General features: G+C 50.4%; 24 protein-coding genes and 1 riboswitch. Of the genes, 1 reads left to right on the forward strand and 23 read right to left on the reverse strand.

The annotated features are described in order from the left end of the window. The coding region (locus TX85_RS26855; RefSeq protein WP_158297352.1) for a hypothetical protein at positions 1–293 on the reverse strand (293 nt) is incomplete at its 3' end. Between the two features lie 113 nt (positions 294–406). Here TX85_RS26855 and TX85_RS26860 point away from each other — a divergent pair. Next, positions 407–673 (forward strand): hypothetical protein, encoded by a 267-nt coding sequence (locus TX85_RS26860; RefSeq protein WP_222860717.1) that lies wholly within the window; start codon positions 407–409, stop codon positions 671–673. Positions 674–961: 288 nt separating this feature from the next. Here TX85_RS26860 and murA read toward each other — a convergent pair whose 3' ends face one another. The 22 genes from murA to TX85_RS27665 form a co-directional block, all read right to left on the reverse strand. Further along, positions 962–2,308, reverse strand: coding sequence for a UDP-N-acetylglucosamine 1-carboxyvinyltransferase (murA, locus tag TX85_RS17855; RefSeq protein WP_044481053.1), 1,347 nt, complete (start codon positions 2,306–2,308; stop codon positions 962–964). Between the two features lie 257 nt (positions 2,309–2,565). Then, positions 2,566–2,817 (reverse strand): DUF1146 family protein, encoded by a 252-nt coding sequence (locus TX85_RS17860; RefSeq protein WP_044481054.1) that lies wholly within the window; start codon positions 2,815–2,817, stop codon positions 2,566–2,568. A 376-nt stretch (positions 2,818–3,193) separates the two neighbouring features. Then, positions 3,194–3,604 carry a F0F1 ATP synthase subunit epsilon gene (locus tag TX85_RS17865; RefSeq protein WP_044481055.1) on the reverse strand — a complete coding sequence of 137 codons (411 nt, stop codon included), beginning with the start codon at positions 3,602–3,604 and terminating at the stop codon, positions 3,194–3,196. Between the two features lie 49 nt (positions 3,605–3,653). Further along, a complete protein-coding gene (gene atpD / locus TX85_RS17870) occupies positions 3,654–5,054 on the reverse strand; it encodes a F0F1 ATP synthase subunit beta (protein WP_044481056.1) in 1,401 nt (466 codons plus the stop codon). A gap of 98 nt (positions 5,055–5,152) precedes the next feature. Then, positions 5,153–6,013: an ATP synthase F1 subunit gamma gene (gene atpG, locus TX85_RS17875; RefSeq protein WP_044481057.1), complete on the reverse strand. Its 861-nt coding sequence runs from the start codon at positions 6,011–6,013 to the stop codon at positions 5,153–5,155. 603 nt (positions 6,014–6,616) lie between these two features. Beyond that, the gene (atpA, locus tag TX85_RS17880) at positions 6,617–8,131 is read right to left on the reverse strand and encodes a F0F1 ATP synthase subunit alpha (protein WP_044481058.1); all 1,515 of its coding nucleotides are present in this window, start codon (positions 8,129–8,131) and stop codon (positions 6,617–6,619) included. A 15-nt stretch (positions 8,132–8,146) separates the two neighbouring features. Further along, entirely contained in the window at positions 8,147–8,695 is a 549-nt protein-coding gene (locus TX85_RS17885; RefSeq protein ID WP_044481060.1) for a F0F1 ATP synthase subunit delta, read from the reverse strand. Further along, on the reverse strand, positions 8,692–9,183 hold the full coding sequence (gene atpF, locus TX85_RS17890) for a F0F1 ATP synthase subunit B (RefSeq protein ID WP_044481061.1): 492 nt from the start codon (positions 9,181–9,183) through the stop codon (positions 8,692–8,694). Before atpF ends, TX85_RS17885 begins: the two co-directional genes overlap by 4 nt. A gap of 110 nt (positions 9,184–9,293) precedes the next feature. Continuing rightward, a complete protein-coding gene (gene atpE / locus TX85_RS17895) occupies positions 9,294–9,506 on the reverse strand; it encodes a F0F1 ATP synthase subunit C (RefSeq protein ID WP_044481062.1) in 213 nt (70 codons plus the stop codon). A gap of 92 nt (positions 9,507–9,598) precedes the next feature. Continuing rightward, positions 9,599–10,369 (reverse strand): F0F1 ATP synthase subunit A, encoded by a 771-nt coding sequence (atpB, locus tag TX85_RS17900; protein WP_044481063.1) that lies wholly within the window; start codon positions 10,367–10,369, stop codon positions 9,599–9,601. 34 nt (positions 10,370–10,403) lie between these two features. Further along, positions 10,404–10,781: an ATP synthase subunit I gene (locus TX85_RS17905; protein ID WP_044481064.1), complete on the reverse strand. Its 378-nt coding sequence runs from the start codon at positions 10,779–10,781 to the stop codon at positions 10,404–10,406. Then, complete coding sequence (locus tag TX85_RS17910) at positions 10,774–11,007, reverse strand: hypothetical protein (RefSeq protein WP_044481065.1); 234 nt, start codon at positions 11,005–11,007, stop codon at positions 10,774–10,776. The genes TX85_RS17905 and TX85_RS17910 overlap by 8 nt, the downstream gene beginning before the upstream one ends. A 153-nt stretch (positions 11,008–11,160) precedes the next feature. Beyond that, positions 11,161–12,315: a non-hydrolyzing UDP-N-acetylglucosamine 2-epimerase gene (wecB, locus tag TX85_RS17915; RefSeq protein ID WP_044481620.1), complete on the reverse strand. Its 1,155-nt coding sequence runs from the start codon at positions 12,313–12,315 to the stop codon at positions 11,161–11,163. Positions 12,316–12,349: 34 nt separating this feature from the next. Further along, the gene (gene upp, locus TX85_RS17920; RefSeq protein WP_044481066.1) at positions 12,350–12,979 is read right to left on the reverse strand and encodes a uracil phosphoribosyltransferase; all 630 of its coding nucleotides are present in this window, start codon (positions 12,977–12,979) and stop codon (positions 12,350–12,352) included. Between the two features lie 355 nt (positions 12,980–13,334). Continuing rightward, positions 13,335–13,973 (reverse strand): GDSL-type esterase/lipase family protein, encoded by a 639-nt coding sequence (locus TX85_RS17925; RefSeq protein ID WP_044481068.1) that lies wholly within the window; start codon positions 13,971–13,973, stop codon positions 13,335–13,337. Between the two features lie 196 nt (positions 13,974–14,169). Further along, a complete protein-coding gene (locus tag TX85_RS17930) occupies positions 14,170–15,420 on the reverse strand; it encodes a serine hydroxymethyltransferase (RefSeq protein ID WP_044481069.1) in 1,251 nt (416 codons plus the stop codon). A 30-nt stretch (positions 15,421–15,450) separates the two neighbouring features. Beyond that, a complete protein-coding gene (locus tag TX85_RS17935) occupies positions 15,451–16,053 on the reverse strand; it encodes a TIGR01440 family protein (protein WP_044481070.1) in 603 nt (200 codons plus the stop codon). A 105-nt stretch (positions 16,054–16,158) separates the two neighbouring features. Then, positions 16,159–16,242: riboswitch (ZMP/ZTP riboswitch) on the reverse strand. Positions 16,243–16,303: 61 nt separating this feature from the next. Continuing rightward, positions 16,304–16,768: a low molecular weight protein arginine phosphatase gene (locus tag TX85_RS17940; RefSeq protein WP_071784220.1), complete on the reverse strand. Its 465-nt coding sequence runs from the start codon at positions 16,766–16,768 to the stop codon at positions 16,304–16,306. Positions 16,769–16,801: 33 nt separating this feature from the next. Next, the gene (locus tag TX85_RS17945; RefSeq protein WP_044481071.1) at positions 16,802–17,362 is read right to left on the reverse strand and encodes a manganese efflux pump MntP; all 561 of its coding nucleotides are present in this window, start codon (positions 17,360–17,362) and stop codon (positions 16,802–16,804) included. Between the two features lie 155 nt (positions 17,363–17,517). Beyond that, positions 17,518–19,563 carry a Na+/H+ antiporter gene (locus TX85_RS17950; protein ID WP_044481073.1) on the reverse strand — a complete coding sequence of 682 codons (2,046 nt, stop codon included), beginning with the start codon at positions 19,561–19,563 and terminating at the stop codon, positions 17,518–17,520. A gap of 227 nt (positions 19,564–19,790) precedes the next feature. Further along, positions 19,791–20,636 carry a DUF72 domain-containing protein gene (locus tag TX85_RS17955; protein ID WP_044481075.1) on the reverse strand — a complete coding sequence of 282 codons (846 nt, stop codon included), beginning with the start codon at positions 20,634–20,636 and terminating at the stop codon, positions 19,791–19,793. Positions 20,637–20,662: 26 nt separating this feature from the next. Further along, the coding region (locus tag TX85_RS27665) for a Sua5 family C-terminal domain-containing protein (protein WP_316244899.1) at positions 20,663–20,966 on the reverse strand (304 nt) is incomplete at its 5' end.

Genomic DNA, 20,966 nt, shown 5'->3' on the forward strand with positions numbered 1-20,966 from the left:
CGGCGCGCGGCCACCGGCACGCGGGCGGTGCCCCCGCGGCCCCTTTGCGCAGGTTCAGGTCTCCACTGCCCTCCCTGTCCCTGCTGGTAATCTCGCCTCTCCTCAAAGGTTTGTTTTCCTCTTAATGAAAAATTCCCTGCAGCTATCCGTCCTTGTTCCTGCTGGCTTGATGCCGCCTGTTCTCGTCCGCCCATCTGCCCGGTTTCTTGGGCATATTCATTCACCGCCCCAATTTTTACGGTAATTCTCCGGTCATTACGGCTTTGCGAGTAGGTTTCGCCTGCATGCTTCATGTCTGGATTCCCTCCATCCCCATTCGTGCTGCGGCCAGATTGACCTTGCGAACGAAACGGTCTTACCCTATTGTTTCGATGCGTTATATCTAATGCGCACTATACTTATAGATATGAGTTTTGCCCATCTGATAGAACCCGCAGGAAGTATTGGATTAAGAGAATCTCCAGACTCTACAAGTCTGTCACATTTCCAGCCAAGCAGCGTACATACCTTCCCTGGCCTGAACATACGATTTAAGAGTCATCATAGTGCTGCATTGCGAATTATGAGTCATTCAGAATTTAGTGAAGAAAATGATATTGCAATTAGGAAAACCAGCCTAAATATGGATTTAGTGAAATTTTTGCGCTTAGAATTGGCTGAAAAGGGGATTTAACTAGTTACTGGAGATCTAAGGTAATTTTATTCACTAAAAGTGGATTTGAGTGGTAATCGGTAACTGTAAGGGAAGTATTTTCACTAAAAATCGAATTGTAGTCACTCGGGTAATTAGACCAATTGATCATCACACTTCTCTATAGCTACTAGTAGGGAGAAATCGGCCATGCACAAGGTCTTGAAAAACAAAAATAGGACCTCCCGTCAGATCAAATCTTCGGGATAGCCCTTGTGTATTCATTAGCTTACGATCTTATTAGTATAGGATGATAAAAATTGTACTCAGTTAAGCCCAAGTTGGCTGGATTTTAAGCACCGGGATTTCATCCTGACGCTTTGCCGGAGCTTTAGCCGCTTCAGCAGCCGGTTCCTTCTCCTCGCTGATGCGCCAGATATCTGCACCAAGCCCGGAGAGCTTCTCCGCCAAATGAACATATCCACGGTCAATATGATGTGTCCCGCTTACTTCTGTTGTTCCGTTAGCGGCAAGGCCGGCAATAATCAACGCTGCGCCTGCGCGCAAATCGGTTGCGCATACCTTGGCCCCGCTCAGCTTGGACCCGCCTGTAACAATGGCACTGCGGCCTTCCACCTTGATCCCTGCATTCATCAGCCGGAACTGATCAACATGCATAAAGCGGTTCTCAAATACCGTCTCCGTAACAACACTGGTGCCTTCCGACGCCAGAAGCAACGCCATCATTTGGGATTGCATATCGGTTGGGAAGCCCGGATAAGGAAGGGTCTTAACGTCCACCGCTTTAAGCGGCTTGTCGGCGATAACCCGAACACCATTCTCCTGCACTTCAACCTGTACGCCCATCTCTTCCAGCTTGGCAATGACCGGACCCAAATGATCCGCAATCGCGCCTTCTACAAATACATTTCCTTTGGTCATAGCCGCAGCGATCATAAATGTTCCTGCTTCAATCCGGTCCGGAATGACCGTATGCTCCACTCCATGGAGCTTATCTACGCCTTCAATCCGAATGATGCCCGTACCGGCTCCGCGGACGACGGCGCCCATTCCGTTCAAATAATTGGCTAAATCGACAATTTCCGGCTCTTTCGCCGCATTTTCGATGACAGTCGTGCCTTCCGCCAGGGATGCCGCCATCATGATATTCTCGGTTGCGCCTACACTGGCTACATCCAGATAAATCTTCGCTCCGCGCAGACGTCCCTGTGACCGCGCTTCGATAAAACCTTGCCCCAATGTAATCTCTGCACCCATTGCTTCAAAGCCCTTGAGATGCTGATCGATTGGTCTTGTACCAATAGCACAGCCTCCAGGCAGCGAAATCCGTGTATACCCCATCCGGGTTAACAAGGGGCCCATGACAAGAAACGACGCCCGCATTTTCCGTACCCATTCATACGGCGCTTCGCATGAGGAGATTGTCTGTGCATTGACCGTAATCACTTCCCGATCATATGTAACATCCGCCCCCAGCGATTTTAATACTTTATTAATGGTCATTACATCATCCAGGGGAGGAGCATCACGAATAATACTAACGCCTTCTTCTCCCAGCAAGGAAGCTGCAATAATTGGCAGCACTGAATTTTTTGCTCCGCTCACTTTTACGTTCCCGGCCAAAACATTGCCACCGCGGACGATAAATTTGCTCATCTTGGTTCCCTCCGCGCGTTCATTTTCACCATTTCCCCTTAAACTCCATCATAACATCGGTCATTTGAGGCGCACAAGGCTCTACACCTGTCTAGAAACAACAATTTCCGAGGAAATATTCGTTGCTTCGAGCCCAGGATTTGTTCATCGTACTAATGTTCCTTTAACACCATTGTTGACACAATGCTTTGATGTTATTCGACATTTCCCTCGTCCGTGCTAGTGGTCTACACCACCTTTAACCAATCAGCCATCCATTAAAACAGATATCGCAGCATCTGCGTGTATCCAAGGTAATCAAGTACAAAGGAGGCCACAAAGCGACCCAGCGCTACCGCCAGCAATAATTGAAGCAGCTTTCCTTGCGGTCCCTTGGGATGACGGATTACCAGATCCAGTTTCAGGCCCTGAAGCGACCACCAGGCGATTGCCACACATACCAGCGATACGAGTATAGCCGTAAGACCGCTCACCCCGACAGACGCAGGAACAGTATCGACCGGACTCACATGACTTTCCTCCCTGTCACGTTATATTTATGCCGCAGATACCCAAACGGTTAATATAACGCATTTAAAATATATCGGAATTATTGCAGGTAAAATATAGACCTTATATATCATACTTGGCAACGTGATAATAATCCAGTGTTTCTTTCGCTTGCAAAGGCTTCCAATTTCAATTATTGTCTATCTTGATGCTTTGGAACTATTCGCAAAGGTAGTAACGCGGAAAAAAATCACTTCTAAAGATGCAGATAAATCATTCTTAATATGTTCGTTATGAAGCCGGGTAATTCCTGCCTGCGAAAATACAAAAAGCCGGACACCGATGAAGGCGTCCGGCTTTGAAGGATTCCACCGACTCAAAGGCATGGTTGCCGCACTATTCCTTTGAACGGCTTGATACGTTGATCCGTGTAATGGCTCTTTGCAGCGAAAGCTCTGCACGGCGATGATCAATACGGTCACGCGCCCCTGCATGGAGTCTGCGTTCTGCGCGTTCACGTGCAGCAAGAGCTCGATCAATGTCGATTTCCTGCGGCATTTCAGCGCTTTCTGCAAGCACGATCACCTTATTGCCCTGAACCTCGACAAATCCGCCATGAACAGCCACCGGCAAGATTTTCCCTTCCATCCGGATCGTGATCGGCGCAACCTGCAAAGGCGTTACAAATGGAATATGTCCCGGCAGGATGCCGAGTTCCCCCTCGATGCCGCGTACGCTCAGGCTGCTCACCTGCTCGGAGAACACGACATGCTCAGGCGTAACTATTTCCAATAAAAAGGTGCTCACCTTCATCCCTCCTGTTCGTGGGACGTTCATTACTGAAGCATCCGTCTACTTACAGCGATTTCGCCTTTTCAACAGCTTCTTCAATGGTGCCTACGAAGAGGAAGGCCGCTTCCGGAAGGTTGTCATGCTTGCCGTCCAGAATTTCCTTGAAGCTGCGAACCGTTTCAGAAATCGGTACATATTTACCCTTGATTCCAGTGAACTGTTCCGCAACGTTGAACGGTTGCGAGAGGAAGCGTTCAATCTTCCGGGCACGGGCCACGAGAATCTTGTCGTCCTCAGACAATTCATCCATACCGAGAATCGCGATAATATCCTGGAGCTCTTTATAGCGGGCCAGTAGTTGCTTAACCCCTTGAGCTACATTGTAATGCTCCTCGCCCACAATTTCCGGCGTCAAAATCCGGGAACTGGATGCCAACGGATCCACCGCAGGGAAAATCCCTTTCTCGGAAATTTTACGCTCCAGGTTTGTGGTTGCATCCAAGTGAGCAAATGTGGTTGCAGGCGCCGGGTCAGTATAGTCATCCGCAGGTACATAGATGGCTTGAATGGAAGTAACCGAACCCTTTTTCGTCGAGGTGATCCGTTCCTGCAATTGACCCATTTCCGTTGCCAGTGTAGGCTGATAACCTACCGCGGAAGGCATCCGGCCGAGCAAAGCGGAAACTTCGGAACCCGCTTGAGTAAAGCGGAAAATGTTGTCGATAAACAGAAGCACGTCACGGCCTTCTTGATCGCGGAAATATTCCGCCATCGTCAGACCCGTCAGCGCAACGCGAAGACGCGCACCCGGAGGCTCGTTCATCTGTCCGAACACCATCGCCGTCTTGGCAATAACGCCCGATTCAGTCATTTCCATGTACAAGTCGTTCCCCTCACGGGTACGCTCGCCTACCCCGGCAAATACGGAGATACCGCCGTGTTCTTGGGCAATGTTATGAATCAATTCCTGAATGGTTACGGTTTTACCTACGCCGGCACCGCCGAAGAGACCGATTTTACCGCCCTTGGCATAAGGAGCGAGCAGGTCAATAACCTTAATCCCGGTTTCAAGAATTTCAGCCTGTGTCGACAAATCCTCGAATTTAGGAGGCTCACGGTGAATCGGATTACGGATCGCGCCTTCCACTTGTCCCTTATTGTCGATTGCTTCACCAAGCACGTTAAATACCCGGCTCAGTGTAACTTCACCTACAGGAACAGAAATTGGAGCACCAAGATCCTCCGCCTCAGTCCCGCGTACAAGTCCGTCTGTAGAGGACATAGCAATACAGCGGACGAGGTTATCGCCAAGATGATTGGACGCTTCCAAAATCAGGTCGCCCGAATCATCCTGCGCGTTCTGCTTCACAATTCTAATGGCGTTGAAAATTTCCGGCAATTGACCACGGTCAAATTCCACGTCAACAACCGGACCCATTACGCTAACAACGCGTCCCTTGTTCATCTAATGTTCCCTCCTAATAGTTTTGCGGACATTTCAATCATGCAGGTACATTAGCGAATCGAACTTCGCCTGTCCTGCACCTCCGCAAACTTTCATCCTCAGCTCTGTGCGTTTGCACCTGCGACAATTTCCGTGATTTCTTGGGTAATAGCCGCCTGACGCGCCCGGTTAAATGTCAGAGTGAGTTGATTGATCATTTCCGATGCATTTTTCGTTGCGCTGCCCATTGCGGTCATTTTCGCGCCAAGCTCACTTGCTTTACCTTCCAGCAAAGCACTAAAGATCAAAGTCTCGGCATATTTCGGCAGCAGCATCTCTAATACGCGTTCCGGTGATGGTTCGTATTCGTATTCTGCTGTCGCACCCTCAGACTCTACTTTGTCAAAAGGAAGCAGGCGGTCAACCGTCGGTTTTTGTGAAATAGCGTTAATGAATTTGCTGTAGCAAATGAACACCTCGTCATATTCCCCGATCTCAAATCCCTGTACAGCGCTATACGCTAAAGACTTAATATCGGAAAATTTCGGAGAGTCTGACAGGTCGGTAACAGAATGCACAACCGGTTGATTGCGCCGGCTCAAATAGTCCCGGCCCTTGCGCCCGATCACGAACAGACCATATTCCTCGGTAGAAGCATGCTTCGCCTTGAGTGTATCCATGACTGCACGGAGCAAGTTGGCATTGTATCCGCCGACCAATCCGCCATCGGATGTAATGACGATATAAGCCGTGCGTTTCACCGGACGCGATACCAGCATCGGATGGGAAATCTCCTCGCTCCCAGACGCGATGCTCGACACTACTTCCTTCAGCTTCTCCTTGTAAGGACGGGAGGCCTGCGCCTTCTCTTGCGCCTTTCTCAGCTTGGCTGAAGCAACCATCTCCATCGCTTTCGTGATCTGCCGGGTGTTTTGGACACTCTTGATTTGGCGTTTTATTTCGCGGATCCCTTTTGCCATAATTTCACCACCTTCAAGTTTTGGCAAAGCCAAAACTACTTCGTAAGCATAAGCTTAACTTTGGCGGAGCCAAAGTTACTTCGAAAGCATAAACCTAAGTTTTGGCAAAGCCAAAACTACTTCGTAAGCATAAGCTTAACTTTGGCTTAAGCCAAAGTTACTTCGAAAGCATTACTTAGTTTTAAACATCTATCTTCGATCTGACAGCAGCACTATTCGACTGATTTCGGAAAACCTCAGCCCCATTCGTTTATTAGCCAAAACCAAAATAAGTGTACAAACATCAACTAAAAAGCGACATATGCGCAATAATACTGATTTAGGTGTAGAGATCGCACTTAAAACCCTTCAAAAAACACCCTTTGACGTCTTTCGCAAAGGAATAAGTGCATAATAGTCAACTAACCATCGACCTTCACGCTCTAAACTCAATTTAGTTGTAGAAATAGCACTTAGAGCAGTCTATGCTACTGAACGGGCCGCAATAGCGAATTCGAGGGTTCAGTCCGTTGCGTATTCCGCACCATTCCTAATCCTCATGTTGTCAGACCATCTGCTTATAACCGGCCTCCGGCACAAGAGCCAGAGCCGGTTAAACCTGTATTATACAGAGGCTGCAAAGCCTTTTTTGAATTTCTCAATAACTTCCTTCAGCAACGCTTCGTTATCCGCAGTCAGATCCTTGGTGTCACGGATCGATTGGAGAACTTCGGCATGTTGACTCTTCACGAAGGAGAGGAACTCGGCTTCAAAACGACGCACGTCTTTCAGCGCGATATCATCAAGATAGCCCTTAACTGCCGTGTACAAGCTCACAACCTGCTCTTCGACAGCCAGCGGCTGGTTCACGCCTTGCTTCAGGATTTCCATCATCCGGGAACCGCGAGTCAGACGAGCTTGCGTCGACTTATCGAGGTCGGAACCGAATTGAGAGAATGCTTGAAGCTCGCGATATTGAGCAAGATCCAGACGGAGGGTACCAGCAACCTTCTTCATGGCCTTAATCTGCGCGGAGCCGCCTACCCGGGATACGGAAATACCGACGTTGACCGCCGGACGTTGACCGGAATAGAACAGATCGGACTCCAGGAAGATCTGTCCGTCCGTAATCGAAATTACGTTCGTTGGGATATAAGCCGAGACGTCGGAAGCCTGGGTTTCGATAAATGGAAGCGCGGTGATTGAGCCGCCACCCAATTCATCACTAAGCTTCGCTGCACGTTCCAGCAAACGGGAATGCAGATAGAATACGTCGCCTGGATATGCTTCGCGGCCCGGAGGACGACGGAGGAGCAGGGACAATTCCCGATATGCCGCAGCTTGCTTGGTCAAGTCATCATAAATGATGAGGACATGCTCGCCTTTATACATGAAATACTCGGCCATAGCTACGCCGGCGTATGGAGCGATGTACAAGAGCGGCGAAGGCTCCGATGCGGCAGCCGTAACGACAATCGTGTAATCAAGCGCGCCATGACGACGCAATGTCTCTACTACATTAACAACGGTAGATTGCTTTTGTCCGATCGCGACATAAATACATTTTACGCCATTGCCTTTTTGGTTGATGATCGTATCGATTGCAATCGCAGTTTTACCGGTTTGACGGTCGCCGATAATGAGCTCGCGTTGGCCGCGGCCAATCGGAACCATCGAGTCAATCGCTTTGATCCCGGTCTGCATCGGCTCATGTACCGATTTACGTTCGATAACGCCAGGAGCGTTATTCTCTACAGGACGGAATTCACTTGTTGCAATTGGGCCTTTCCCATCCACAGGCTGACCCAATGGATTGACAACGCGGCCGAGCAGGGCTTCACCTACAGGAACCTGCATGATTTGCCCCGTGCGTTTCACTTGGTCTCCTTCACGGATTCCGCTGTATGGACCCAGGATAACGACGCCCACATTGCTCTCTTCCAGGTTCAGCGCAAGGCCAAACACGCCATTATCAAACTCAAGAAGCTCGTTTGCCATGGCGTTTTCAAGTCCGTGGACACGGGCAATCCCGTCACCAACGTGGATAACGGTGCCGACTTCGGCCACTTCAATTTCGGATTTATACTGTTCGATCTGACTTTTAATCAGTGTACTGATCTCTTCAGGTTTGATACTCAAGTGTTTCACCCCTATCTACAGTGCTTGTCTTCGAAAAGACTTTTCAAGCCGTTCAAGCTTGCCGGACAAACTTCCATCGTACAGCGTATCGCCAATTCTCACCTTGATGCCGCCAAGCAGATTTTTATCGACATTGTTCTGAATCCGAACCTTCTTGTGAATCAATTGTCCAAATTCGGCAGCAACTGTCGCCTGCTCCTGCTCACTAAGCGGATAAACACTTGTTACAAGCGCATCCACCCGTCCCAGCTTCTCTCCGGCAATCTTGGTATAGCTGTACAATAGCTCAGGTAAAATCGCAATTCTGCCACGGTCAATAAGCAATTTGGCGAGCGAAATGACTGTCTCGGACAGTTTACCCTCCAGCCCGCTGCGAATGACATCCCATTTGGCTGCCGAAGAAATATTCGGACTAAGGATGAACTGCTCAATTTCGTGATCTTCGTGCAAGGTTTGCACAAGAGCCTGAAGCTCCTGCTCCACTTCGACCGTACGTTGATCCTGTTCGGCGATTTCATATAGCGCCTTCGCGTATCTTCCGGCAACTACTGTCTCCCGACTCATGATCTGCTACCTACTTCTTTGAGATATTGATCAACGAGCTTCTCTTGATCGGCAGGATTATTCTCAACCTCACGTTCGATCAGCTTGGAAGCAATATTGACGGAGAAGGCTCCAATCTCGCCGCGAAGAGCGTCAACCGCCTTGGTTCTTTCGCTCTCAATATCCCGGATAGCTTCTTCCTTCATCCTTGTAGCATCTGCTTTGGCCTGATCCAGCAGATCAAGCGCCTGCTTGCTGCTGCTTTGCTTGGCCTGTTCGATAATCTCGAAGGCATCTTGACGGGCCTGCTTCAGAGCTTCCTTCTGCTCTTCCACATACACTGTAGCCTGTTCTCTGGTCTGCTTCGCTTCCTCCAATTGGCCGCGCACCAGCTCACGGCGCTTCTCCATCACTGCAAACAGCTTGCCGAAAGCGAACTTGTTCAGCAGCCAATATAAAAGTGCGAATGCAATAATCGTAATGACAATATTCTCCCAATGGATTACCACCGATGTCACTCCTTTCCGTTAGCTGCGACATGCATTTTCATAATCATGCAAAAAATTAAAAAACGAAGGCGCGGATGGCATCGGCCCTCCCCGCCAAACCGTAATCTTTATTAGGAAAACATGATCAAGAATGCAATAACTGTTGCCGCGAGCGGAACAACTTCGACGATACCTACGCCGACAAACATTGTTGTTTGAAGCTTGCTTGCTGCTTCCGGCTGACGTGCGATGGATTCAACCGTACTCTTTACAATCATACCGTTACCAATTGCCGCGCCAAGCGCACCCAAACCTACTGCCAAAGCTGCTGCCATAAATGTCATTCTAATTTCCTCCTTAGATATGTTCTTCATTATTTTTGATATAATAGACCTCTTGAAGCTTTAACCATACAATGGCCGCTTCTTGAGTGTTATCAATGACTCTCGCCTTCTTCGTGAATCGTCATCTGTCCAATGTAAACCATAGTCAGAATCGTAAAGATGTATGCCTGCAGCGCACCGACAAAGACGCTGAAGCCTTGCCATGCGGCCATAAATGGAATCCCTACAAGTCCCAGCTTCAAAATAACCGTAATAAGCACTTCACCGGCAAAGATGTTGGCGTATAACCGGATTGCCAGAGCGACCGGCTTCGCCAGGTTCTCAATGAGGTTCAGCGGAAGCAGCAACGGAAACGGCTCAACATAGTGCTTGAGGTAATGCTTCCGGTTGTTCTTCAACCCTAGATAATTCATCAAGAAAAACACAATTAATGCCAGTCCGGCTGTTACAGAAACGTCAGCGGTTGGAGATTTCCACCACAGAAGCTCTGCGTGTTCTCCATTCGCAAGATCCTTGGTCGCTTCAATCACATGCCCGAAGATCATCTCAGGCTTGTGAGCTTCCGTAATAAATCCCATTGGCAGACCGAGCAGATTGGATATAAAAATGAACAAAATCAACGTTAGACCGAGGGATACGTAAGGTTTCCCTTTCTTCAAATCCATCGTACTCCCGATGATACCTTGAACGAATTCAACAACCCATTCCATAAAATTCTGAAGTTTGCCTGGATTTTCTACAGATAGTCTTCTTGTTGCCAGTATGCAAAGCAGAAACACAAGGGTTCCACTCACAAACAACATTAAAACTGCAGAGAGATCCAGATTGAATCCGCCAAGATTAATAATGGGCGCGTCATGCATGTGTCAATATTCACCCCTTTCCTCTCTTCAGCTATCAAGACTTGTTACGGAGTCCGATTACTATCCCTGCCGGCAAAGTTAGTAAAGGCGGTATAAACAATCCTATAATTGTAGATACAATTGAGAAATGCTCGAAGCGCACCGCAAACATCACCGCTGCCAATACCAGGCACATTCTAGTAAGAAATCCGAAACTATATCGCTTCTGCTGCTGGCTGACGACAAGATTCACCAATCCTCGCACCTTTGCAGACAGGAAACGGACATACACCAAACCAAAAACAAGACCCAAGATCAGACCGCCAAAAATCAGCCTATATGCCGGGAGAAAGGCCCACCCAATCAGCGTAGCCGATAATATCAGCAATGTAGCACGGGTTACGGCCGTGACGATGGAATTCAAATCATCCATTACGGTCCCCCATCAACTTGTAAATTAGAACAATAATATTAACCACGCCAAGAATTAATCCGGCGCTTGTCCCGACAGCGATCCAAGCCGCAGACGCCTCAAAGTGCGACACCATCCATTTTGAGACCCAAAAACCCGACATAATGTAAATTACCAGAAGTATACCTGCCCCGCTTATATAAGAGGCAATGACCCAAGGTTGAACTTCCTTATCAGATTTTCTCATTCCATGCAATCCCAACTTATTTTACTGAATGTGACGACTTTTTGTCAATGAAGGTTCATGTTGGAAATGTCCTTGCAATAACCTAAAGAAAGCGCTAAACCGTACAGTATAACTGTATGCTATGCAGGCTTGAAACACAATTTATTGTTCCTATTAATTTGTGAACTTTCTGTGAAAACTTTCCGGACGCTCGTTTATAATCCCGAAATAGTGAAGAAGCGCATTGACAATTCTTTCGGAAGCCTTTCCATCGCCGTACGGGTTAGCGGCCCGACTCATAGAATTATACAACTCATTGTCTTCAAGCAACGCCTTAGTCCGCTCATAAACCATCTCCTCATCTGTGCCCACGAGCTCCAGTGTTCCCGCTTCGATCCCCTCCGGCCGTTCCGTTGTGTCACGAAGCACTAGCACAGGAACGCCAAAAGACGGCGCTTCTTCTTGTAAACCGCCGGAATCCGTAAGAATGAGGTGAGTATGCGGATAGAAATTATGCAAATCCACCACATCTAAAGGTTCAATCAATTTAATACGGGGATGACCGCCCAAGGTTTCATAAGCCGGCTCTCTGACAGCAGGGCTTAGATGAACAGGATAGCAGATAGCCACATCCTCAAATTCATCCGCAATCCGCTTAACGGCACGGAAAATATTCATATGCGGCTCTCCCTGCGACTCCCGCCGGTGTGCAGTCATGAGAATAAGTCGCTTTCCCGCGGCCCATTCTAACACAGAATTGCTATAATTCGGCTTTACAGTATATTGAAACACATCTGTAACAGTATTGCCTGTGATAAAAATACTTGACTCTTGCTTATTCTCTTTTCTCAAATTCCCTGCAGACCAGTCTGTCGGTGCAAAATGGATATCCGCAAGAATCCCGGTCAATTGACGATTCATCTCTTCGGGATAAGGCGACAGTTTATTCCAGGTCCGCAAGCCCGCCTCTACATGGCCGACCTTGATTTGCTGCAGGAAGGCAGCATAGCTTGCCAGAAATGTAGTCAATGTATCTCCGTGCACAAGCACAATATCCGGCTTTGCCTCACGCAGTACCTTTTCCAAGCCTTCAAGCACCCGCAGGGTAATCTCGTTCAAGGTCTGATTCGGCTTCATGACATCCAGATCATAGTCCGGCACCAGCTTGAACACTTCAAGCACCTGATCCAGCATCTCGCGGTGCTGCGCAGTAACGCATACCACAGATTCAATATGCTCCGGATGCTTCTGCAGCTCTAGAATCAGCGGAGCCATCTTAATCGCTTCAGGGCGAACACCGAAGATCGTCATCACCTTAATCTTGGACAACATGGTCCCCTCCTTTAGTCAGCTTATCTGTCTGTTACTTGGTTCCATACAAACGGTCGCCCGCATCACCAAGACCAGGAATGATATATCCGTGTTCATTCAAATGATCATCCAGTGCCGCAACATAAATATCCACGTCCGGATGAACGTCGTGTACGGCCTTCACTCCCTCGGGAGCAGCAATCAGATTCATCATCTTGATCTGGGTGCAGCCGCGGTTCTTTAATGCCGTAATTGCAGCGATCGCAGATCCCCCTGTTGCCAGCATTGGATCGATCACGATCAATTCACGTTCCTGCACATCGGTCGGAAGCTTTATGTAGTATTCCACCGGCTGAAGCGTCTCCGGATCGCGGAACAATCCAACATGTCCAACCTTTGCCGCAGGAAGCAGCTTAAGGACGCCGTCAAGCATCCCCAATCCCGCCCGCAGAATCGGGATCAGACCCAGCATTCGCCCGGAAATGACCTTCGATTCGGCTTCAGCAACCGGTGTCTGCACCGTAATGGATTCAAGCGGAATTTCCCTCGTAATCTCATATGCCATCAAAGTTGCTACTTCATCCACTAGCTCACGAAAGTCCTTCGTGTTGGTTCGCATGTCGCGAATAAAAGTCAGTTTGTGTTGAATCAAGGGGTGATCACATATCACCAATTTTCCCATGTTTTTGTCCCTCCGGTTTTATTGCTCAGTCTTCACTTGCGGCGGCATTCCCATCCATATTCCTAAAAAGCCGCCCAAATCTCGTTTATTATATCATTGTCTATATTCGATTTCCATGAACGCGGTAAGGCGAAACGTTCCATTTATAGGAACGGCGAAAATCGCCCAGAAAAAAGACGCCGCCTATGCAAGCCGCGTCTGACCGCTTAACTCAGCAATTCAAATTTGTTCATCGATGGAAGCCGGTTCATCATCCGCCCGACAGCATCCGTCAAATATTGGACGTCCTCCATTTTGACCGCTTCGTGAAAACTAAGTCTAATGCACGATAACGGAATATGCTGCTTGTTTCCTCTTACCTCAATGGAAAATAGCCCAAACGATGCAATTCTTGCGCGATCATGCGGTAACCGCGGGCATTGGGATGAACGCCGTCCAGGAAGAGCAGCTCCCGTTCGTTGCCCGCAAACGACGGATAAATATCCGCGACCCGGTAATTCCCTCCTCCGAGCCCGGAAAGAAACGAATTGTACTGACGAGCGTACGCTCCCACTTCCCTTACACTCGGAAAAGGATTGTACACCCCCACCATGCGAATAATGAATGGACGGCGCTGACCCGATTTGATCCGATACATTTCATACACGATTTGCCGCACATTTCCCTTCGTACGATTCAGCGCCTGTGCAATCCCGGAAGCCCCGACGCCGGACCTGCCGGCCAGGGCCTTGGCGTACGGGCGCAAATCATTCGCGCCTATGGACACGGTTATTATGTCGGCCCGGTTGATCGCCGTCCGGAAATACTGGTTATTTCGAACCATCGGCAGCAATTTATCGCTGGTTAGCCCATTGACCCCCAAATTCTCATAATCGACCGGGGTCCGCAGACGTTCTTCGGCCATCTGACGGTAAAGGGGAGCAAATCCGCCGCTCAGCCAGGCCCCTGCCCCTTTCGTCAAAGAGTCCCCGATCGCCGTATAATAGTAGCCCATCGCATCACCTCCTCCGCTCCTGCCTCTTCCTTTGAGCGCATGCATCCTGCTATGAGGAATATGCCGATTTCCGTATCACAATATCTTATGCGATAAACGATTGATAGGACTGGGGGATTTGCGCAATCTTCATCGCGATGGGCAACAAGAAAAACCGCCCGCAGATTTTCTGCGGACGGTAATTTTGGGGTTACGCTTATTCGTAGCTCAGCTCGGGATAGATCGGGAACTTATCGGTCAGCTCCGCAACCTGTCCGCGCGCTTTGGCCAATACGGCTTCATCCTTAGGATTCTTCAGCACGAGCGCGATGATCCGGCCGATCGCCTTCATCGCTTCCTCATCCATGCCTCGCGATGTCACTGCCGGCGTGCCGATCCGGATGCCGCTCGTTACAAACGGGCTGGTCGGATCGAACGGAATCGCGTTCTTGTTCACGGTAATGCCGATGGAGTCGAGCACATGCTCGGCGTCTTTGCCCGTGATATTCAGGTTACGGGTATCAATGAGCATCAGATGATTGTCGGTTCCGCCGGAGACCAGATTCAGGCCTTCGCCAAGAAGCGTCTCTGCCAGCGCCTTCGCATTTTTGACTACATTCTCTGCATAGGTTTTGAATGAAGGCTGCAATGCCTCACCCAGCGCAACCGCTTTGGAGGCGATCACATGCATCAGAGGCCCGCCTTGCGTGCCGGGGAATACAGCCTTATCAATAGCGGCAGCCCAAGGCTGACGGCACAGAATCATTCCTCCGCGAGGTCCGCGCAAAGTCTTGTGTGTGGTCGTCGTCACAAAGTGCGCATGCGGCACCGGGCTTGGGTGAAGTCCGGCCGCTACGAGTCCGGCAATATGCGCCATATCCACCATGAAGAGCGCACCAACCTCGTTGGCGATTTGTCCAAGCTTCTCGAAATCGATGATCCGGGGATAAGCACTCGCGCCTGCAACAATCAGGCGGGGACGATGCTTAAAGGCAGCCTTGCGGACTTCTTCATAATCGATCAGGGAGGAGTCTTCCTGTACGCCATACGCAACAAAGTTATAGAGCAGGCCGGAAGCATTAACCGGGCTGCCATGAGTCAAATGCCCGCCATGAGCCAGATTCATCCCCAGGACGGTATCTCCCGGTTTAAGCGCAGCCAGATATACCGCCATATTCGCTTGGGCCCCGGAATGAGGCTGAACATTTGCATGCTCAGCGCCAAAGAGCTGCTTGGCCCGATCGCGGGCAATATCCTCAACGATATCCACATGCTCGCAACCGCCATAGTATCTCTTGCCCGGATAGCCTTCAGCGTATTTGTTGGTCAGGACAGAGCCCATCGCTTCAATAACCGCTTCACTAACAATGTTCTCGGAGGCGATCAGCTCAATGTTATTCCGTTGGCGCTTCAGCTCCAGATTCATCGCTTCCAGAACTGCAGGGTCTTGCTTTCTCAATTGATCCATCTTCTAAAATCCTCCTATATTATAAATAATTCAATCACACGTCCCGATATCCCCGGATTCGATCCGAGGCAATGCATATACCGCCCGTTCTCCGCCGATCAGCCTTGGTCTTGTCCAGGCAGCCGTCACTCGGGCCTGCCCCACGAACCTTCGGGTTGGCCGATATGGAACAGCAACCCGCCGCAAATGCATGCCGATCAGCGTCTCTCCAATATCAATGCCGGCATCCGCTTCGATGGTATCGGCCAGACAAGGCTCAGAGCAGTGACGATAAGCGATCGCAGCCATGGAACCGCCTGCCTTGGGAACCGGAACCGCGGCTACCTCCGTAAGCCGAAGTCGATCCAAGACCTTCCGCTCCACAACAAGCGCCCGATTCAGGTGCTCGCAGCATTGATAGGCTACGTCAAACCCATATTGCATCCTTACCGTCTCTATCCCGCGATACAGGGATTCAGCGATATCCTCAGCACCTCCGGTTCCGATTCTGACTCCGGCAACCTCGCTGGTGCTTGCACCAATGACGAGCAGTTTGCCCGGTCCCAGCCTGGCGTGCGCACACAGCTCCTCTACCACTTCAGCTATATGCGCAGACAAGCTTTCCCGATCGATAACGTTGTTTGCTTCTCCCATATTCAGGCCTTCCTTTCAGGGTACTTCCCCTTATTATACCTGAAACACCAGACAAGACACGCTTCAATATGCAAAAAAGAGCATGACGCTGCAAGCTTGCGTCGTGCTCTTTGCCCAGGCGACCGGCCGTATGTCTCCGATGCTCCATCGTGGTTTGATCCACTTCCGTCGCCAGTCACATCGGAATCTCTCATTTGCTTTAGAATAAAGCATTATGCCTGTAAAAGCAACCTCTTAAAAGAAGTAAAATTCAGGCTTGTCCGCCAAGCTTATCAGCAAGCTTGTCCAGCGCGGCAGCAATCTCCTCAGCCGTTCGATCATAGTCATCACGGGAGCCCCCGTAAGGATCGGAGATATCGTAGCTCTCAGCCATGCCGCTCCCATCGCTGACATATTCCTTCAGGGTATAGACCTTATCCAAGGATGTTGGAAAAGCGAATCGAATATGCTGCTTGTGGCTCTCTGTCAGCGTCAATATAAGATCAGCCCACTCTACCTGTTCCGAGTGAAGCTGCGTTGAAGCGAACTTGTCAACGATCCCCTTATCCCGCAATACCGCTTCCGCATGCCGCGACATGGAGGCACCCGTAGAGGCAGCTACACCAGCAGATCTAACTTCAATTCGAAGTCCGCGATCCGCGACCAGCTTGCGCATAATCCCTTCTGCCATCGGACTACGGCAGGTATTTCCCGTACAGACGAATAGAATTCGCACTCCTGTCACCCCCTGCGTTTACAGCTTATTGTATCAAAAGATAAACAGAAGACCAAACGCAAACAGGATCGCCCCTCCGGCGGCCTCTCCGTAATCACCGAACTGCTTGCCCATCTGCCTGCCCAGCCCAAGTCCCATTAGCGACATCAGCCCACCGAAGAAGCCAAAGGAAAGAACCGTCAGAATCAGGTTGCTGTGGAACATCCCTAAGGAGACCCCCACCGAAAAAGAATCGATGCTGACGCTGAGCGAGAACAAGAGCGATCCCCACAGAGAGCGATGATTAATAGAATGAAAGCCGCCTCCCTTCCATGAGCTGAGAATCATATGCAAGCCCAGCAATAGAAGAAGTCCTCCTGAGGCATATCGGGCCAAATCTCCAAGCAAAGCGCCTACATACTGACCGGCAAAAATACCTACCAGCGGCATTAGCACATGGAACAAGGCCACCATCGTACCGATCCGAAGAGCGTCAATCCGCCGCACTCCCTTCATACCGATGCCTACCCCCAGGGAAAAGGCATCCATCCCCAGTGCAATCGCCATGAGCACAATGGTTACGAGTTCACCCAGTTCTGATATGGCCTGCGTCATTTAGCCGCCCCCTGTCCGAAATTACACCTGTACAACCTTATGCGGACAAGACGGTATTCATGACAAGAATGCCCTTGAAATTATAACGCAGCTATATAAGTTGAACTAATAATTTTACGTACCGGGGCAACTTTTATAGTTCAACTTATATTAGGTTACTCCTCTTCACCGGGCTCGAGGATTCCGGCTTCCGTATAATTGATATATTGCCGAAGCTTGTTGGCCGTGGCCCGAGTAATTCCGCCTTCCTCAAAGATCAGTTGCACTTCATCCCGCTCCGCCTGAATCGCCTTGATCTGCAGCTCATTTTTAAATTGGTCAAACATATCCTCGTTCGTATCATCCATATGCTGACCGCTCTTCACACCTGAACGAAGACGCTCCACCATGTCCTGATATTGGGAAGCAACGATCATGACCGCCTGGCGGTTGGTGTCATTCATTTGGGACTTTACTACAGCAAGTGCCGCACTCGCCGTCCGAAGCCTGATCGAAGCAAATTTCTCCTTCTTATCCATCGGAATCTGCTCCCTCTTCTTGACCGATAATTGTCCCTTGAATAAACGTTGAAGACGGAACAAGGTAACCATTGCCTTCATCTTAAAGCCGCTGGATAATACGACCTCCATCTGACTCATGACTTCCTGGATCTGACCCGCCAGTTCTCCGGATACTTCTCCCTGCTCCAGCATCTTCTGGAGTTCTTGGCGCTCCGCCTGTATGGCGGCAAATCGAATCTTCATGATGGACTCATTGCGCGAGCGGTCAGACCAATCCTCCGTATTCTGACTCTGCTGCAGATGATACAGCTGTCGGCGGTAGTTGCTGATTACCTCTCTAGCAGCCCGGCCGTTCTCTTCATTAACTGCACCCTCGACTGCACGGATCCCCGCCTTGAGCATGCGCAGTCTGGCCTCGTGTTCGCGCTCCGCTGAATGATCAACGTCATCTCCCTGTTCGCGGGAAAGCAAGGGCAACAGAACGCTCGCCACGACCAAGGAGCAAAGAATGACACCGGCAGCCAAGAAGATAATCAGGTCTCTTTCCGGAAAGGCACTGCCGTCTTGCAATAAGAATGGGATAGAGAAGGCCGCGGCAAGCGTGACCGCACCGCGAACTCCGGATAACGAGATCAGCAGCGAGGACATCAGCTTCGGCCGCTCCAGATCCTCTCCGCTACCCATCAGCCAGGAGCCCCGCCAGAAGACAAACACCCAGATGAAGCGGAGCAGAAGCAAGCCAAGGTAGATTAGGCCAATAAATCCTAGAACCTGAAGATTGCTATATTCGGGATTGTGAAAAATCGTCTGGGTTGCACTTGGAATTTCCAAGCCCAGAATCACAAAGACCAGACCGTTTAATATGTACAGAATGACGGTCCACGTATTTTGTGACACCACGCGCAGCTCAGCCTGCACCGATTCGTTCCGGTCCCGTTCAATGGCATGCACGATCCCGCCGGCTACAACGGCCAGAATGCCTGACAAGCCAAGCTCCTCTGTGATCAAGTAAATGAGGAACGGCGTCAGAATCTGAATCAGCATATGAACGGTCACATCCTCCATCCCAAGCCGGCGAATAAACATTCTGACCCACACGATCAGGAAGGCAAGCACCGCACCGCAGAGAAGTCCTCCCAGCGCGATCCACAGAAAGCTGACGGCAGCATCTGCAAGGGAAAAGACGCCTGTGACGGTAGCAGCCACTGCAAATTTAAAGGCAACGAGCCCGGAAGCATCGTTCATCAGTGATTCGCCCTCCAGAAGGCGCAAAATCCCCTTCGGAAGATGAATCCTGCCAGCAAGTGAGCTTACAGCCACCGCATCTGTTGGAGACAGGATGGCTGCAAGCGCAAAGGCGGCAGGCAAAGGGATACTTGGGATCAGCCAGTGGATGAAATACCCGCCAGCGAACACCGTTACAAACACCAGACCCAGCGCAAGCAGAAGGATGGGAGAGCGCAGGTTCCACAGTTCTTCTCTTGGTGTTTTTTTGCCGTCATTATAGAGCAGCGGAGCAATGAACAGTAGCAGGAACAACTCCGAGTTCAGGGGCAGATGCAGACCTAGAGGCATAATTGCAGCCAGCGTCCCTAATATTATTTGAAAGAGCGGTACCGGTATCGTAGGGATAAACCGGTTCAGCACGTTGGAGACACCGATAAGCACCAGCATAAGCAGAACAAGCTCAAACATTCCCAAGGCCAACACCTCCAGCCAATCATCTATATATAAGTTGAACTACTGAATTTTACGTTTGGAGGCAACGTGTGAAGTGTGCTTACGATCGCTGTTGTTCGCGGATTTCTCTAATTGAACTAAGATATTATAAGGTAGAAATCCACTTACAAAGGCGAACACTCCGTTTCTTCAGCACACTTCACTCTTATGCCCTTTCTACGTAGATTTATAGTTCAACTTATATAATTTTAAAATAAATCAAGCTGCTGCGGAGGCAGCTCTCCCGCAGTCATGCCAAGGAGCTTCATCATCTCAAGCGCATTGGGAGCGGCGTCTCCTCCGGAATTATTGTTAAATATCATCCCTAGTTCACGCGCGCCTTTTTCCAGTAATGTGTCCAGGCGGCGTCCCCATTCATGCAATTCTTCGGAGGTATAGCAGTATAAATTTCGGGTCTCCCGCCAATCGGGCGAGCCGCTCTGCAGCCAGCCGCCCGTATTGCGGCCATGCAGGCGAACCAGGGTCAGTTCAGGATGGGCAGGCTCCAACACAACCGGAACCGATCCTTCGCCGATCTGGGGCTCGTCGCATATGATGTGAATCCAGCCTTCAAGCCGAAGGAAGGCAAGCGTCTCCTCCAGCACATTCTGCGCATACCAGCTGCGATGCCGGAATTCAACCGCAAGCGGCAAGCCCTGCATCCGACGTTTGATCGCCCGCAGCTGGCGTACATGCTCTGCCGTACAATCGAACCAGGGCGGGAATTGGAACATCACTGCCTTTAGCCGCCCGGATTCCACCACAGGAGCAATAGAATCAAGGTAAGCGCGGTACATCGCATCCGCGTCCGGGTAAGGGTTCTTGCCCCGCAGATGGCCGGTCATTCCACGATAGGCCTTCAGAATAAAGGCAAGCTGCGGCGCTTCCTCCAGCCACTTGCGGTACGTCGCCTCTCCCAGTACGGCATAAAAAGAGCTGTCTACTTCAACAAGCGGGAAGTAGTCCGCATATCTGGCCAGCTTCTCCCTGGCAGGGGTACCCGGAGGATACAGCTTCGGGTGATCCCCCCAGCCGGTCAGACCAATCATGATCATGAGGCATCCTCCTTCGGCGGTTGAATTCAGACGAAGATGATTCGGTGACCCGCCGCTTTCAGCAGGCGGTTCATCACGGCGGCGCCGAGGCCGTCCTCGGGACAAGCCTCGGCCAGCATGACCGTGACGCCGCTATCGTCGAAGCGGCGCAACGCGGCGTAGAGACGGTGCGCAGCCGTCTCGAGCCGCGCCAGGCTGCCGAGCGAGAGCACGCAGTCAGCGCGGTAGAACGGGAGGTGCTCGTCAAAGGCGAGCACGCCCGTGATCTCTCCCCGCGCCTTGGCCGCGTCCAGCTCGGCCTGGATCCGGTCCGCCACCTGCGGGGCGGAC

The sequence above is a fragment of the Paenibacillus antibioticophila genome, assembly GCF_000455265.1.
GTDB classification, from domain to species: domain Bacteria; phylum Bacillota; class Bacilli; order Paenibacillales; family Paenibacillaceae; genus Fontibacillus; species Fontibacillus antibioticophila.